12 protein-coding genes are annotated in these 13,204 nt (G+C 66.8%); 8 read left to right on the forward strand and 4 right to left on the reverse strand.

Annotation, left to right across the window (positions count from 1 at the left end):
- Window positions 1–40 precede the first annotated feature (40 nt).
- On the forward strand, window positions 41–1,405 hold the full coding sequence (locus tag OHA42_RS08275; protein WP_406235888.1) for a dipeptidase: 1,365 nt from the start codon (window positions 41–43) through the stop codon (window positions 1,403–1,405).
- A gap of 4 nt (window positions 1,406–1,409) precedes the next feature.
- On the opposite strand, the gene OHA42_RS08280 is transcribed toward OHA42_RS08275, so the two are convergent.
- The gene (locus OHA42_RS08280) at window positions 1,410–2,054 is read right to left on the reverse strand and encodes an MBL fold metallo-hydrolase (RefSeq protein ID WP_406235889.1); all 645 of its coding nucleotides are present in this window, start codon (window positions 2,052–2,054) and stop codon (window positions 1,410–1,412) included.
- 136 nt (window positions 2,055–2,190) lie between these two features.
- On the opposite strand from OHA42_RS08280, the gene purS reads away from it, so the two are divergent.
- Both purS and purQ read left to right on the forward strand, forming a co-directional pair.
- A complete protein-coding gene (gene purS / locus OHA42_RS08285; RefSeq protein WP_328408768.1) occupies window positions 2,191–2,427 on the forward strand; it encodes a phosphoribosylformylglycinamidine synthase subunit PurS in 237 nt (78 codons plus the stop codon).
- Entirely contained in the window at window positions 2,424–3,101 is a 678-nt protein-coding gene (gene purQ / locus OHA42_RS08290) for a phosphoribosylformylglycinamidine synthase subunit PurQ (protein ID WP_406235892.1), read from the forward strand. Before purS ends, purQ begins: the two co-directional genes overlap by 4 nt.
- A 411-nt stretch (window positions 3,102–3,512) precedes the next feature.
- Here the strand turns inward: purQ and OHA42_RS08295 are convergent, their stop codons facing one another.
- Window positions 3,513–4,076, reverse strand: a complete 564-nt coding sequence (locus OHA42_RS08295; RefSeq protein WP_406235893.1) for a hypothetical protein — start codon at window positions 4,074–4,076, stop codon at window positions 3,513–3,515.
- Window positions 4,077–4,244: 168 nt separating this feature from the next.
- Here OHA42_RS08295 and OHA42_RS08300 point away from each other — a divergent pair, with 168 nt between their 5' ends.
- From OHA42_RS08300 to OHA42_RS08310, 3 genes are all read left to right on the forward strand, one after another.
- Entirely contained in the window at window positions 4,245–4,670 is a 426-nt protein-coding gene (locus OHA42_RS08300; protein ID WP_406235895.1) for a MarR family winged helix-turn-helix transcriptional regulator, read from the forward strand.
- Window positions 4,671–4,880: 210 nt separating this feature from the next.
- The gene (locus OHA42_RS08305) at window positions 4,881–5,867 is read left to right on the forward strand and encodes an aliphatic amidase (RefSeq protein WP_406235897.1); all 987 of its coding nucleotides are present in this window, start codon (window positions 4,881–4,883) and stop codon (window positions 5,865–5,867) included.
- Between the two features lie 21 nt (window positions 5,868–5,888).
- Window positions 5,889–7,187: a M18 family aminopeptidase gene (locus OHA42_RS08310; RefSeq protein ID WP_406235899.1), complete on the forward strand. Its 1,299-nt coding sequence runs from the start codon at window positions 5,889–5,891 to the stop codon at window positions 7,185–7,187.
- Here the strand turns inward: OHA42_RS08310 and OHA42_RS08315 are convergent.
- On the reverse strand, window positions 7,136–8,443 hold the full coding sequence (locus OHA42_RS08315; protein WP_406235901.1) for a glycosyltransferase 87 family protein: 1,308 nt from the start codon (window positions 8,441–8,443) through the stop codon (window positions 7,136–7,138). The genes OHA42_RS08310 and OHA42_RS08315 overlap by 52 nt on opposite strands.
- Window positions 8,444–8,690: 247 nt before the next feature.
- Here OHA42_RS08315 and purL point away from each other — a divergent pair, with 247 nt between their 5' ends.
- Both purL and OHA42_RS08325 read left to right on the forward strand, forming a co-directional pair.
- A complete protein-coding gene (purL, locus tag OHA42_RS08320; protein ID WP_406235903.1) occupies window positions 8,691–10,985 on the forward strand; it encodes a phosphoribosylformylglycinamidine synthase subunit PurL in 2,295 nt (764 codons plus the stop codon).
- On the forward strand, window positions 10,982–12,745 hold the full coding sequence (locus OHA42_RS08325; protein ID WP_406235905.1) for an alpha/beta hydrolase: 1,764 nt from the start codon (window positions 10,982–10,984) through the stop codon (window positions 12,743–12,745). Before purL ends, OHA42_RS08325 begins: the two co-directional genes overlap by 4 nt.
- A gap of 59 nt (window positions 12,746–12,804) precedes the next feature.
- Here OHA42_RS08325 and OHA42_RS08330 read toward each other — a convergent pair whose 3' ends face one another.
- On the reverse strand, window positions 12,805–13,095 hold the full coding sequence (locus tag OHA42_RS08330; RefSeq protein WP_406235907.1) for a YiaA/YiaB family inner membrane protein: 291 nt from the start codon (window positions 13,093–13,095) through the stop codon (window positions 12,805–12,807).
- Window positions 13,096–13,204: the final 109 nt, after the last annotated feature.

The raw sequence follows: 13,204 nt of genomic DNA on the forward strand, positions 1-13,204 counted from the left end.
GGATATGAAGGTCGACAACACAACCAAGTGAGGCGCTGGCATGACTTCCGACGAACCTCGTACAGCCGAACTGCGCAAGCGGGTCGCGGCTCTCATGCCGCAGGCGAAAACCGATCTCACCCAGCTGGTTTCGTTCAAGTCGGTGGCCGACGCCCGGCAATTCCCGCCGGCGGAATGCCACCGGACCGCGCAGTGGGTGGCGGATGCCTTCGCCGCGACCGGGCTGACCAAGGTCGGTCTGCACGAAACCCCCGACGGCAGTAAAGCTGTCATCGCCTCGCGCCCCGCGCCCGCCGGCGCGCCGACGGTATTGCTGTACTGCCACTACGACGTCCAGCCGCCGTTGGACGACGCCGCATGGCGCACCCCGGTCTGGGAGCTGACCGAGAAAGACGGGCGCTGGTACGGCCGCGGCAGCGCCGACTGCAAGGGCAATATCGTCATGCACCTCACCGCGCTGCGGGCGCTCGGTTCGGAGGTGCCGCTCGGCATCACACTGGTGGCAGAGGGTTCCGAGGAACAGGGCACCGGCGGGCTGGAGCGGTTCGTCGAGGCCAACCCGGAGCTGTTGCGCGCCGACGCGATCCTGGTCGGCGACTGCGGTAACTTCGCCGTCGGCGTGCCGACCTTCACCGAAACGCTGCGCGGCAACGTGAATGTGGTTGTCACGATCGAAACCCTCGCGGGCCCTGTACATTCCGGCATGTTCGGCGGACCGGCTCCCGATGCGCTCGCCGCGTTGATCCAGCTGCTGGCCTCGTTGCGTGACGCGCACGGCAACACCACCGTGTCCGGTCTGTCGAACGACCAGCGGTGGACCGGCGTGCAGTATCCGGAGGAGCAGTTCTGCGCGGACGCAGGTGTGCTCGGCGGGGTCGAACTGACCGGGGACGGCACCGTCGCCGATATGCTCTGGGCGCGACCGGCTTTGACGGTGCTCGGCATCGATGCGCCACCCGTGGTCGGCTCGTCGGCATCCATCCAGCCTTCGGCGCGGGCCAGGCTCAACCTGCGCATCCCACCGGGTACCGACCCGGAGCATGCATGGAAAGCGCTCACCGCGCACCTGCACGCGAACACGCCGTGGCAGGCGAAGCTGACCCTGGAAGTCGAGGCCACCGGCGCACCCTTCAAATCCGGCAGCGGTGGACCGGCCCGGGCCGCGATGGAGGCCGCGCTTGCCGCCTCCTACGGCCGGCCTGCGACCACCCAGGGCCAGGGCGGCTCCATCCCGCTGTGCAATGTCTTCGCCGACACCTACCCGGACGCCGAGATCATGCTGCTCGGCGTCGAGGAACCGAAATGCCTGATCCACGCCCCCAACGAGAGCGTGGACCCCAGCGAGATCGAGCACCTGGCCTTGGCCGAAGCCTTGTTCCTGACCAGCTACGCCGAGCAGGCGTAGAGACCTACAGCTCGGCGGTGTCCTCGGGCTGGATCACCCTGAATTCGGTATCTGCGGGTCGCATTTCGGCAAACCTGCCGAAGAAGATGCCCTGCGCTTCGGGCACGACAATGCCGTAGTGGATGGGGAAGGCGGTGCGCGGACCGACCGCACGCAGGTAGTCGACGGCCTCGCTGATCCGCATCCACGGCGCGACGGCAGGCAGCGCAAGCACACCGACCGGGACCGGCGGCACCCACAGCGAGTCGCCGGGATGGACGAGCTGTGCGGGGTCCTCGGCCGTGCCGAGCTGGAACACGGTGTTGTCGATCACCGGGATTTCCGGGTGGATCACCGCGTGCCTGCCACCGCCACCGGTGATCTGCAGGCCGCCGAGCGTCAGCACGTTGCCTGCGTGCACCGCTTCCCACGGTGCGCCGCGTTGCTTCGCAGTCTGCGGATCGGCAAGCAGGCGGGTGCCGGGATTGGCCTCGACCAGGGCGTCGATCCGCAGTGGATCGATGTGATCGGGGTGCTGATGGGTGACGGCGATCGCGTCGAGTCCGGTGATGCCTTCGAAGCCGTGCGCGAAGGTACCGGGATCGAACAGCACCTTCTTGCCGTGCAGTTCGACGAGAATGCAGGAATGGCCGAAGTGGGCTATATGCATGTGGCAAGGCTATTTGGCACCCAGCCGATTGGTTATTGGCACCCTGTCGATTCCGAGCCGACCCCGAAGGCGGCTCGGACGGCTCGGACAACTACGCTGCACAGGTAACACCCCAATACCACCTGAGGAGCAACGCGTGGCACGAGTCGTGGTCGAGGTGATGCCGAAGGCCGAGATCCTGGATCCGCAGGGGCAGGCAATCGTCGGCGCGCTCCCGCGTCTGGGATTCGCCGGAGTCTCGGATGTGCGGCAGGGCAAGCGATTCGAACTCGACATCGACGACAGTGTCAGCGATGCGGAGCTCGAACAGATCGCTGAGGCGCTGCTCGCCAACACCGTGATCGAGGAATGGAAGGTCGTCCGCGTCTCATGACTGCGCGCATCGGGGTCATCACGTTTCCCGGCACGCTCGACGACGTCGACGCGGCGCGTGCGGTGCGGCTGGCAGGCGCGGAAGCGGTCAGCCTGTGGCATGCCGACGCCGATCTGAAGCAGGTCGACGCGGTCGTCGTGCCGGGCGGCTTCTCCTACGGCGATTACCTGCGTGCGGGCGCCATCGCCCGGTTCGCGCCGGTGATGGGCGAGGTCATCCGCGCCGCGGGCCGCGGCCTGCCGGTGCTCGGCATCTGCAACGGCTTCCAGGTGCTGTGCGAGGCCGGTCTGCTGCCCGGCGCGCTGACCCGCAACGAGGGCCTGCATTTCATCTGCCGCGACGAATGGCTGCGGGTGGAATCGGCCGATACCGCGTGGACCTCACGGTACGAGGCAGGCGCGCAGATCCTCGTGCCGCTGAAGTCCGGTGAGGGTCGCTTCCAGGCGTCCACCGCTGTGCTCGACGAGCTCGAGGGCGAAGGTCGGGTGGTATTCCGCTACGCGGGCGCCAACCCGAACGGCTCGCAGCGCGGCATCGCGGGCATCGCCTCGGCCAACGGCCGCGTAGTCGGCCTGATGCCCCACCCCGAGCACGCCACCGAGCCCTTGACGGGCCCGAGCGACGACGGCCTTGGGCTCTTCCTTTCTGTTCTGGACACCCTCATCGCTGTGTAGTTTTGGCTGTGTTTTTTTGGCAGCGCCTGCGGCGCTGCGTGTTCGCGGCCCCCTTGGTCTCGCTTCCGAGCCGTCGAGACTCGCGCCTGCGGCGCATGCGCTTCGACGGCTCGGAAGCGAGACGGGCCGCGAACTCTAGTGCTCGGTCTCGCTTCGCTCGGAAGGTGTCATCGTGCCTAGTGGGTGCGTTGGTAGCTGAGCTTGCGACTTTGGTTTGGGCGCTTAGGCGGCTGTAGAGGTGGGATGCGCCGCGAACTCTGGTGCTGGGTCTCGCTTCGCTCGGAAGGTGTCATCGTGCCGAGTGGGTGTGTTGGTAGTTGAGCTCGCGACTTTGGTTTGGGCGCTTCGGCGGCTGTGGGGGTGGGATGCGCCGCGAACTCTGGTGCTGGGTCTCGCTTCGCTCGGAAGGTGTCATCGTGCCGAGTGGGTGTGTTGGTAGTTGAGCTTGCGACTTCGGTCGAGGCGCTTCGGCGGCTGTGGGGGTGGGATGCGCCGCGAACTCTGGTGCTGGGCCTCGCTTTGCGGGGAAGGCGTCATCGTGCCGAAGGGCGCGTTGGTGGGATGCTTGCGACTTCGGTGGATGTACGCGGGTTGGGCGGGAATGTCACGGTCGCTCACTCGAGTGGTGCGGTCGACTACGTCGAAGTCGATGCCGTCGGCGCGGGCGATGTAGCCGTGCTGGATTGCCTGATTGCCGAGGAAACCTTGGGTGCCGCCGGGGGTTTCGAGTAGTACGCCGCTTTCGAGTGCGGCATGGATATCGGGCACAGCGAGTGAGCCCACCGTCGATGCGAGCGCGCTCGAGGTGTCGGCCTCGTAGCCGGCGTTGCTGAAGCTGGTCAGTGCCGGGGCGAAGCTGCCGTGCAGGTTGCGGTAGCGGGCCATGCGGGCCCGGCCGTCGGGTGTGCGTTTGTCCAACGATATTCGTGGTACGAATTTCGCGTCCCAGAATTCCTGTGCTGCCGTTGATTTCATCGACCGCAAGCGAAATTGCCGCGTCACACGAGGCGGCGACGATACCGCTGGGAACCCTGCATCGGAACGATGTTGAGGATCTCGATCGTCCCGTCTTGGCTCTCGCCGAACGCTGACATTCGGTACTCTTCTTCTCGTTCGGGCGAAATTCAGGGCAGGCAGGAAATAATGACGACCATTGTAGGCGGATATTCCACGCTGCATGGTGCGCTGCGTGCTGCGGAACGTCGTTGGCTGAGTCACCTCGACGATGCACTCTGTGCCAGGCAACTATCGGCCGATCAGTGGTCGATGCTGTCGAATCTGTCCGATGAGGCGGGCATCACAATGAGCGAATTGGCGATCAGATCGCAGCTGGCGCCGTCGTCGGCGACCAGGCATGCGGACTTTCTCGCGGAACGCGGGCTGATCTTCCGGCTGGCCGCGGAGGGTGATCGGCGGCGGATTCTGATCGGGCTGAGCAGGCTCGGCGTCGAGCTGGTCGAGTCGGTGCAGGCCGAGGAGGCGCGTGCGGAGCAGCAGCTGCGGACCAGGATGGGTGCGCGCCGTTACGCCGAACTGATGCGGCTGCTCGAACTCGTTTCCGCGACCTGACTTTCGATGGTCCGGATTTCGGTAACACGGTGTTCGACGAATTGATGCGAATGTAAATCATCCGATGAAACCTCCGGCGTACATGTCGCTCGGGCAAATCATCCGATGAATGTCTCGAAAGTCCGGTTCGTCGGCAGTAAGTGCACGGAATGCCGTTCCTTCGGTTATGTTTCCAAACAGAATTAGTTTGGTCGATCGTCAGGAGCGAAGATGGGCTACGAAGCGGTTGTGTCGAACCCCGATGCGGTGTATGTGGCCGTCATCAACCACATGATGCCGCGCTTGCACACACGTGCCGAAGTGCTGGCGAACTGCTACCGGATCGGTCATCTGATCGACGGTCTGAGGCGCGGTCATCGCGATCTGGATCTGATTGTGCTGCCGGAGTATTCGGCCATGGGCGTGATGTACGACGAGACCGAGCTGTACTCCACCGCCGCGGTGGTCCCCGGCGACGAGACGGAGGTCCTTGCCGAGGCGTGCCGCCGCAACGGGGTGTGGGGCGTGGTCTCGATCGCGGGCGAGCGGCATGAGGAACACCCGCTGCGCGCCCCGTACAACACCGCCGTGCTGATCAACGACCGCGGCGAGATCGTGCAGCGCTACCGCAAGATCGCACCCGCGGCCGAAGGCGAAGCCTGCTACCCGGGTGATACGACCTACGTCTGCGAGGGCCCGAAGGGCATACAGATTTCCCTGATGATCGGTGAGGACGGCAACTATCCCGAGGTGTGGCGCGACTGCGTGATGAAAGGCGCCGAACTCGTGGTTCACTGCCAGAGCCTGCGCGGGTGCGCCGCCGAACAGCAGCTCGCCATGGCCAAGGCGATGGCATGGGCCAACCGTGCCTACGTCGTGGTCGGCGGCGCCGCCGGCTTCGACGGAGTGCATTCCTACTGCGGCCATTCCGCGATCATCGACGCCGAGGGCCGGGCGCTCGCGCAGTGCGGGTCGGAGCCGAACGAGGTACGCACCGCGCGGCTTTCGGTCCGGACGGTGCGCGAGACGCGGTACTTCGATCGCAACCAGTTCGGCCCGTACAGCCTGCTGCATCGCGGCACGACAAGAGACACGCACGCGCACGGACTCGCGGATTGCCCGCTCGACTTCTACCGGACCTGGATCAACGATCCGGTCAAGGCGCAGGAACAGGTCCAGGAGATCGTCGACCGGGCCGGCGAACCGGCGGCGCGGTGAGGGCTGCCTAGGATCGCAGGCATGCCCGTTTCCAGTACCGACGCCACCGCCGCCGGATTGTGTGCGTTCATCGACGAGTCGCCCTCGTCGTTCCATGTGTGCCGTACGGCCGCCCGTGCGCTGGAGGCCAACGGCTTCACCCCGCTCGAGGAGTCGGCGTCGTGGCCGTCGGACGGGCCGAGCAGGCACTACGTGATTCGCGGTGGTTCGCTGATCGCCTGGGCGACCGCGGACTCCTCCGGTGACACGCCCTTCCGTGTCGTCGGTGCGCATACCGACAGCCCGAATCTGCGGGTGAAGCAACATCCGGACCTCGCCGTTGCGGGCTGGCAGCTGGTCGGGCTCGAGCCCTACGGCGGTGCGCTGCTGAATTCGTGGCTCGATCGCGAGCTCGGCATCTCGGGTCGGCTGAGCGTGCGCGACGGAAATGTGGTGCGCGACCGACTGATTCGCATCGACGAGCCGATCCTGCGGGTGCCGCAGCTGGCGATCCATCTGTCCGAGGATCGACGCGGCGTCACGCTGGATCCGCAGCGCCACGTCAACGCGATCTGGGGTGTCGGGTCCGCACCGCGCTCGTTCCTCGCTTTCGTCGCCGAGCACGCCGAGGTCGACCCGTACGAGATCCTCGGCTGGGAACTGATGACCCACGACCTGACGCCGAGCCGGCTGGTCGGGCGTGACCTCGATCTGGTCAGCGCGCCCAGGTTGGACAACCAGGGCACCTGCTACGCGGGGCTGCATGCGTTCCTGGCCGCGGTCGCCGAACCGGGAGCCGCCATTCCGGTGCTGGCGATGTTCGATCACGAGGAAGTCGGCAGCCAGTCCGATCGGGGTGCGCAATCGGATCTGCTGCCGACCGTGCTGGAGCGCATCGTGCTGGCCGGAGGTGGCGGCCGCGCCGAATATTTGGCCGCGCTGGCCGGATCCGTGTGTGCTTCCGGCGATATGGCGCACGCGACACACCCCAACTATCCCGACCGGCACGAGCCGGCGCACCGGATCGAGGTCAACGGCGGCCCGGTGCTCAAGGTCAACCAGAACCTGCGCTACGCCACCGATGCGGCGGGTGCGGGCGCGTTCGCGCTGGCCTGTGCCCAGGCACAGGTGCCGTTGCAGCGCTACGTGCATCGCGCCGATCTGCCGTGCGGTTCGACCATCGGCCCCATGACGGCCGCGCGCACCGGTATGTCGACCGTCGATGTCGGTGCACCGCAGCTTGCTATGCATTCGGCTCGCGAGCTGATGGGCGCTGCCGATGTGGTGGCCTACGCCGCGGCGCTTGCGGCCTTCCTGACACCCACCCCGTCCGGGCGGTAATTGACAACGGCGACAACGAATATCGCGAGGGTGGCGAGCACATAGGCGCTGCCGATGAGCTGTTGCCACCAGGCCCAGCCGAGTTCGCGATCGTGCTGGTGTGGCAGCAGCCACTGCGGGCCGATCGCGAACATCACCGTGCCTGCGGCGACGGTGCCGATGAACCACCGATTGCGCCTGCCGCGCTCGATGGCGTCGGCGGCGACAACAAGTGCCGGTGCGACCCAGACCCAGTGATGCGACCAGGAGACGGGGGAGACGAGCAGGACCGTGGCCGCGTTGACCATCAGCGCGGCCACGTTCGAGCCGGCCTCGATGAGCCTTCGCATCCAGATCGCGGCGAGCCCGATCGCCACCAGCGACAGCGTGATCCAGATCAGGGTCGCCAGCGAATCGGAGACGCCGAGCCGGAAGGCCATGCCCTTGAGCGACTGGTTGCCCGCGTAGTACGGCGGCCCGATCCGTCCGGTGTCGGCCAGCGTGTTGAACCAGTACTCGACCGAATCGCCGGGAAACAGCAGGAATCCGAGCCCGACCGCCGCGATCGCGGACACCACCAGGGTGCCCGCCGCCTTCCAGTCCTTGCGCAGCAGGAAATACAGCAGGTAGCCGGCCGGGATCAGCTTCACCGACACCGCGATGCCGATCAGCATGCCGCGCGGCCAGAACGGTTTGCGTACCAGGCAATCCATCGTGATCGCCGCCATCAGCACCAGGTTGATCTGCCCGAACCCGAAGGTCTGGCGCAGCGGTTCCAGCAATTGCAGCAGTGCGACCGTGGTGATGACCAGCGGGAGGACGACCATCCGGTCCAGTTCCGGGCGCAAGCGCGCGAGCACAAGCCACAGCGTGATGCCGAGGCTGAGCACGGATGTGGCGAGGACCAGCACCTCGGCCAGCAGCAGCGGCATCAGTGCCAGTGGCGCGAAGAACAGCGCGGCGAGCGGGGGATAGGTGAACGGCAGCCCGATCCCCATCACCGGCGGCATCGGCCCGTACAGCTCGCCGTCGTCCAGCCAGACCCGAGCGCCGGTGCGATACACCTGCAGATCGATATAGCCGCTCCACCAGTGCACGAGCAGCGAGACGGCGGCGGAAACGACGAAAAGGGCGACGGCGCCGATCAGCCAGCGCAGCTGCCGGTTCGACATCGGGGGTCGCGACAACACCGGGTCGGCCGCTGCGGATTCCGGGCGCACGTGCTCCGAGGTGACGGGCCGCTCAGCCGGATCTGCAATCCCCGATCTATCGCTCACCGCCAAAGCGTAGCGGTTGCGACGTCGGCCGATGTGTGCCGGCCCGAGCCGTTCGCCGCGGTCTACACCATGTCTTGCGTCACATTCCGCCAACGGGATTCGGCGCCGTAACCCTCCGGTATCGGTGCGCAAAACCGGCTGACCGGACGGCGGGTGCGATGCGGCCCGCCGTCCGTCGGGAGCCACAGCTAAACTTCGAGGCGAATCCCCAGCTTCGCGCTCCGGCCCGAAAGGACCCTGGTACTCCGTGACTCCGCAGGTCGACACCGTCAGCGCAGCCGCAGCAACTCCGGATATCTCGCAGCCCTATAAAGAACTAGGTCTGAAAGACGACGAGTACGCGCGGATCAAGGAGATCCTCGGCCGCCGGCCGACCGACGCCGAACTAGCGATGTACTCGGTGATGTGGAGCGAGCACTGCTCCTACAAGTCCTCGAAGGTGCATCTGCGCTACTTCGGTGAGACCACCACCGACGAAATGCGGGCCTCCATGCTCGCGGGCATCGGCGAGAACGCCGGCGTCGTCGACGTCGGCGACGGCTGGGCGGTCACCTTCAAGGTGGAAAGCCACAACCATCCCTCCTATGTCGAGCCCTACCAGGGTGCGGCCACCGGCGTCGGCGGCATCGTGCGCGACATCATGGCCATGGGCGCCCGGCCCATCGCAGTGATGGACCAACTGCGCTTCGGCGCGGCGGACGCGGCCGACACCCGCCGTGTTGTCGACGGTGTGGTGCGCGGTGTCGGTGGTTACGGCAATTCCCTCGGCCTGCCGAATATCGGCGGCGAGACCGTCTTCGATGCCTCCTACCAGGGCAACCCGCTGGTCAACGCGCTGTGCGCGGGCGTAATGCGGGTCGAGGACCTGCATCTGGCGTTCGCGTCCGGCACCGGCAACAAGATCATCTTGTTCGGTGCGCGCACCGGGCTCGACGGCATCGGCGGCGTTTCGGTGCTCGCCTCGGACACCTTCTCCGGCGAGGAATCCGGCGCCGGCCGCAAGAAGCTGCCGAGCGTGCAGGTCGGCGACCCGTTCACCGAGAAGGTGCTCATCGAGTGCTGTCTCGAGCTGTACGCCGCCAAGTTGGTCGTCGGTATCCAGGACCTCGGCGGCGCCGGGTTGTCCTGCGCCACTTCGGAACTGGCCGCGGCGGGTGACGGCGGTATGCACATCGACCTGACCAAGGTGCCGCTGCGCGCCAAGGGCATGACCCCGGCCGAGGTGCTCTCCAGCGAATCGCAGGAGCGCATGTGCGCGGTCGTGACGCCGGAGAATGTCGACGCCTTCATGGCCGTCTGCCACAAGTGGGACGTGCTCGCGACGGTGATCGGTGAGGTCACCGACGGCGACCGGCTGGTCATCAGCTGGCACGGCGAGACCGTTGTCGACGTGCCGCCGCGCACCGTCGCCCACCAGGGCCCGGTCTACGAGCGCCCGGTCCAGCGCCCCGACGAGCAGGACGCGCTCATCGCCGACAGCACCGACAAGCTGACCCGCCCGAAGACCCCGGACGAGCTGCGCGACACGCTGCTGCAGATGATTTCCAGCCCGCAGCTGTGCAGCCGCAAGTGGATCACCGAGCAGTACGACCGTTACGTGCGCGGCAACACCGTGCTCGCCGAGCACGCCGACGCGGGCGTTATCCGCATCGACGAGCAGACCGGCCGCGGTATCGCGCTGGCCACCGACGCGTCGGGGCGCTACACCAAGCTCGACCCCTACACCGGCGCGCAGCTGGCGCTGGCCGAGGCCTTCCGCAATGTGGCGACCACCGGCGCGACACCGAAGGCCGTCACCAACTGCCTCAACTTCGGTTCTCCCGAGGATCCCGGTGTGATGTGGCAGTTCCAGCAGGCCGTGCGCGGTCTCGCGGACGGTTGTGTCGCGCTCGGCATTCCGGTGACCGGCGGCAACGTCAGCTTCTACAACCAAACCGGCCAGGACGCCATCCTGCCGACCCCGGTTGTCGGCGTGCTCGGTGTCATCGATGATGTGCACCGTCGCATCCCGACCGGCCTCGGCCTGGAGCCGGGCGAGACGCTGATCCTGCTCGGCGAGACCCACGACGAGTTCGGCGGGTCCATCTGGTCCCAGGTCGCCCACGACCACCTCGGCGGCGTGCCGCCCAAGGTCGACTTCGCCCGCGAGCAGCTGCTCGCCGAGGTGCTGACCTCGGGTTCGCGCGATGGCATGATCAGCGCCGCGCACGACCTGTCCGAGGGCGGTCTGATCCAGGCCGTCGTCGAGGCTGCGCTGGCCGGCGAAACCGGTTGCCGCATCCTGCTTCCCGAGGGCGCGGACCCGTTCGTGACGCTGTTCTCCGAGTCGGCGGGCCGGGTGCTCGTCGCGGTGCCGCGTTCGGAGGAGACCCGCTTCACCAAGATGTGCACCGCGCGGGAGCTGCCGTGGGTGCGCATCGGCGTTGTCGACCAGGGCGCTGATTCCGTCGAGGTCCAGGGCCAGTTCAGCATCCCCATGGACGAATTGCGCGCCGCGCACGAGGGCACGCTGCCGAAGCTGTTCGGAGCCAGCGCCGTTTGACCGGGGCTGGGGCTCGAGCAGTCTCAGTACGTCTACGCGACGGCGTCGGCACGATTGTCGGCGCCGTCGAGCGGTTCTTCCATCCCAACTACGCCGGGCTCGTCGTTGCCACGGTCTTCTTCGCCTGGTCGTTGACTCCGTCACTGCTGCCGCGCGATTGGCTGTTCGAAGGGTTGGTCAGCGGCATCAACGCGGCCATCGGCTACGGGGTCGGCTGCGTGCTGGAATGGGTGTACCGCAGGTGGATTCGGCCCAACGTGCACTTGCCCGCCGCGGTGACGCACGTGCTGGAGAAACAGCCGAACTGGCTGCCCGGCGCGGTCAAGGTCGCGATCGTGGTGGCCTGCGTTCTCGTCGCTGTCCAGATGCTCGTGCAGTCGGCGCGGTGGCAGCGCGAGATCACCGCACTGATGGGCATGGATCCGATCACCACCTCGGGGTTCCTGCGCACCGGCGCGTTGAGTGCCCTGGTGGGTGCGATCGCCATCGGGGCATTCCGAAGCGTCCGGTGGCTGGTTCGGTGGGTCGCGACCGAGCTGACCAAGTGGATGCCCATCCCACGCCGGGCGGCGCTGCCCGTCGGCTTCGTGCTCGTCGCGTTTGCGGCGATCCTGCTCTTCAACGGTGTGCTGTTCAAAGCCTTTTTCAGCGTGGCGAATTCGGCCTTCAGTGTGCGCAACGGCCATACCTCGCCGAATGCCGTGCAGCCGCAGGGGCCGGAGCGGTCCGGCAGCCCGGCTTCACTGGCGGCGTGGGAGACGCTCGGCTCGGAGGGGCGCTGGTTCGTTTCCTATGGACCGGACGCCGCCACCATCAGCCAGGTCACCGGCAAGCCCGCCCGCGAGCCGATCCGGGTGTACACCGGCCTGGAGTCGGCCGACGGGCCGCAGGCGCAGGCGGAACTCGCGGTGGCCGAGCTGGAGCGCACCGGCGCGTTCGACCGCAAGGTGATCGTTGTGGTGACCACAACGGGCACCGGATGGGTCGACTCGACCAGCGCCGAATCCGTCGAGATGATGTACGGCGGCGACACCGCGATCGTCGCGAGTCAGTATTCGTATCTGCCGAGTGTGCTGTCGTTCCTGTCGGACAAGGAGAAGGCGACACAGGCCGGAAAGCTGGTGTTCGACAAGGTTTACGAGCATTGGTCGGCGCGGCCCGCGGACGCAAGGCCGAAGCTGCTCGTCTATGGCGAGAGTCTCGGCTCCCAAGGTTCGGAGGGCGCTTTCACCGGCCTGGCGGGTATCCGTGCGAGGGCCGACGGGGTGCTGTGGGTCGGGCCGCCGAACTCGAATCGTCTGTGGAGTGAGCTGACCGCACGCCGGGATCCAGGTGCGCCCGAGATTCTGCCGACCTATGCCGACGGGTTGGTGGTGCGCTTCGCCAACGATCGCGGCGATCTGGCGAAGCCGTCGGACACCTGGCTTTCGCCACGCATCGCCTACCTGCAGCATGCCTCGGACCCGGTGATCTGGTGGTCGCCCGACCTGCTGTTCGCCGAACCCGATTGGCTGCGGGAACCGCGCGGGCCGGATGTGTCCGCGACGATGGCCTGGTATCCGATCGTCACGTTCTGGCAGGTCGCCGCGGATCTGCCCAACGCCCAAGGCGTCACCGACGGGCACGGGCACCGCTACGGCACGCTGGTGCTGGACGGCTGGGCCGCGATCGCACAGCCGCCGGGGTGGTCGGCGGAGCTGTCGGATCGGATCCGGAACTACCTGGAGTTGTCGGCCATCCGCGAGCGTCAGCTCAAGTAAACGCACCACCTGGGCGGACCCGGACCCCTCGTGTACCGGGCCCGTCCAGGTGAGCGCCGTCAGGCGACGGACTTGAACGGATCGTGCTCCGCGATCAGTTTTTCCATCCGCGCCTCGTCGATGCGCCTGCGCACGCTCGCGGTTTCCTGTTGGTCGCGAACTACCTTCGCCAGGGTGAAGGTGCTCGACACCAGGAACAGGACCGACATGGCGAGAAAGCCGCGCTGTGAGATGTCCAGTGGGAGATAGCAGATGCCGACGCCGGTCCCGAAGAAGCTGACGCCGAACGCGATCGCGGCTTGCGCGAGGAATGCCGAGGTGGTCTTCGGCTGTGCGTTGGGGGTGCTCATGGGTACTGAGTCTGCTGGCCCGGCCGCCTGGGCGACCGGGTACAACTACTCGAGCGAAATGGGTAATTGCCGCGCGGTCCTTAATCTCTTGCCCACCAGGGCAATTAGT

This window comes from Nocardia sp. NBC_01009 (assembly GCF_045208035.1).
Lineage (GTDB): Bacteria > Actinomycetota > Actinomycetes > Mycobacteriales > Mycobacteriaceae > Nocardia.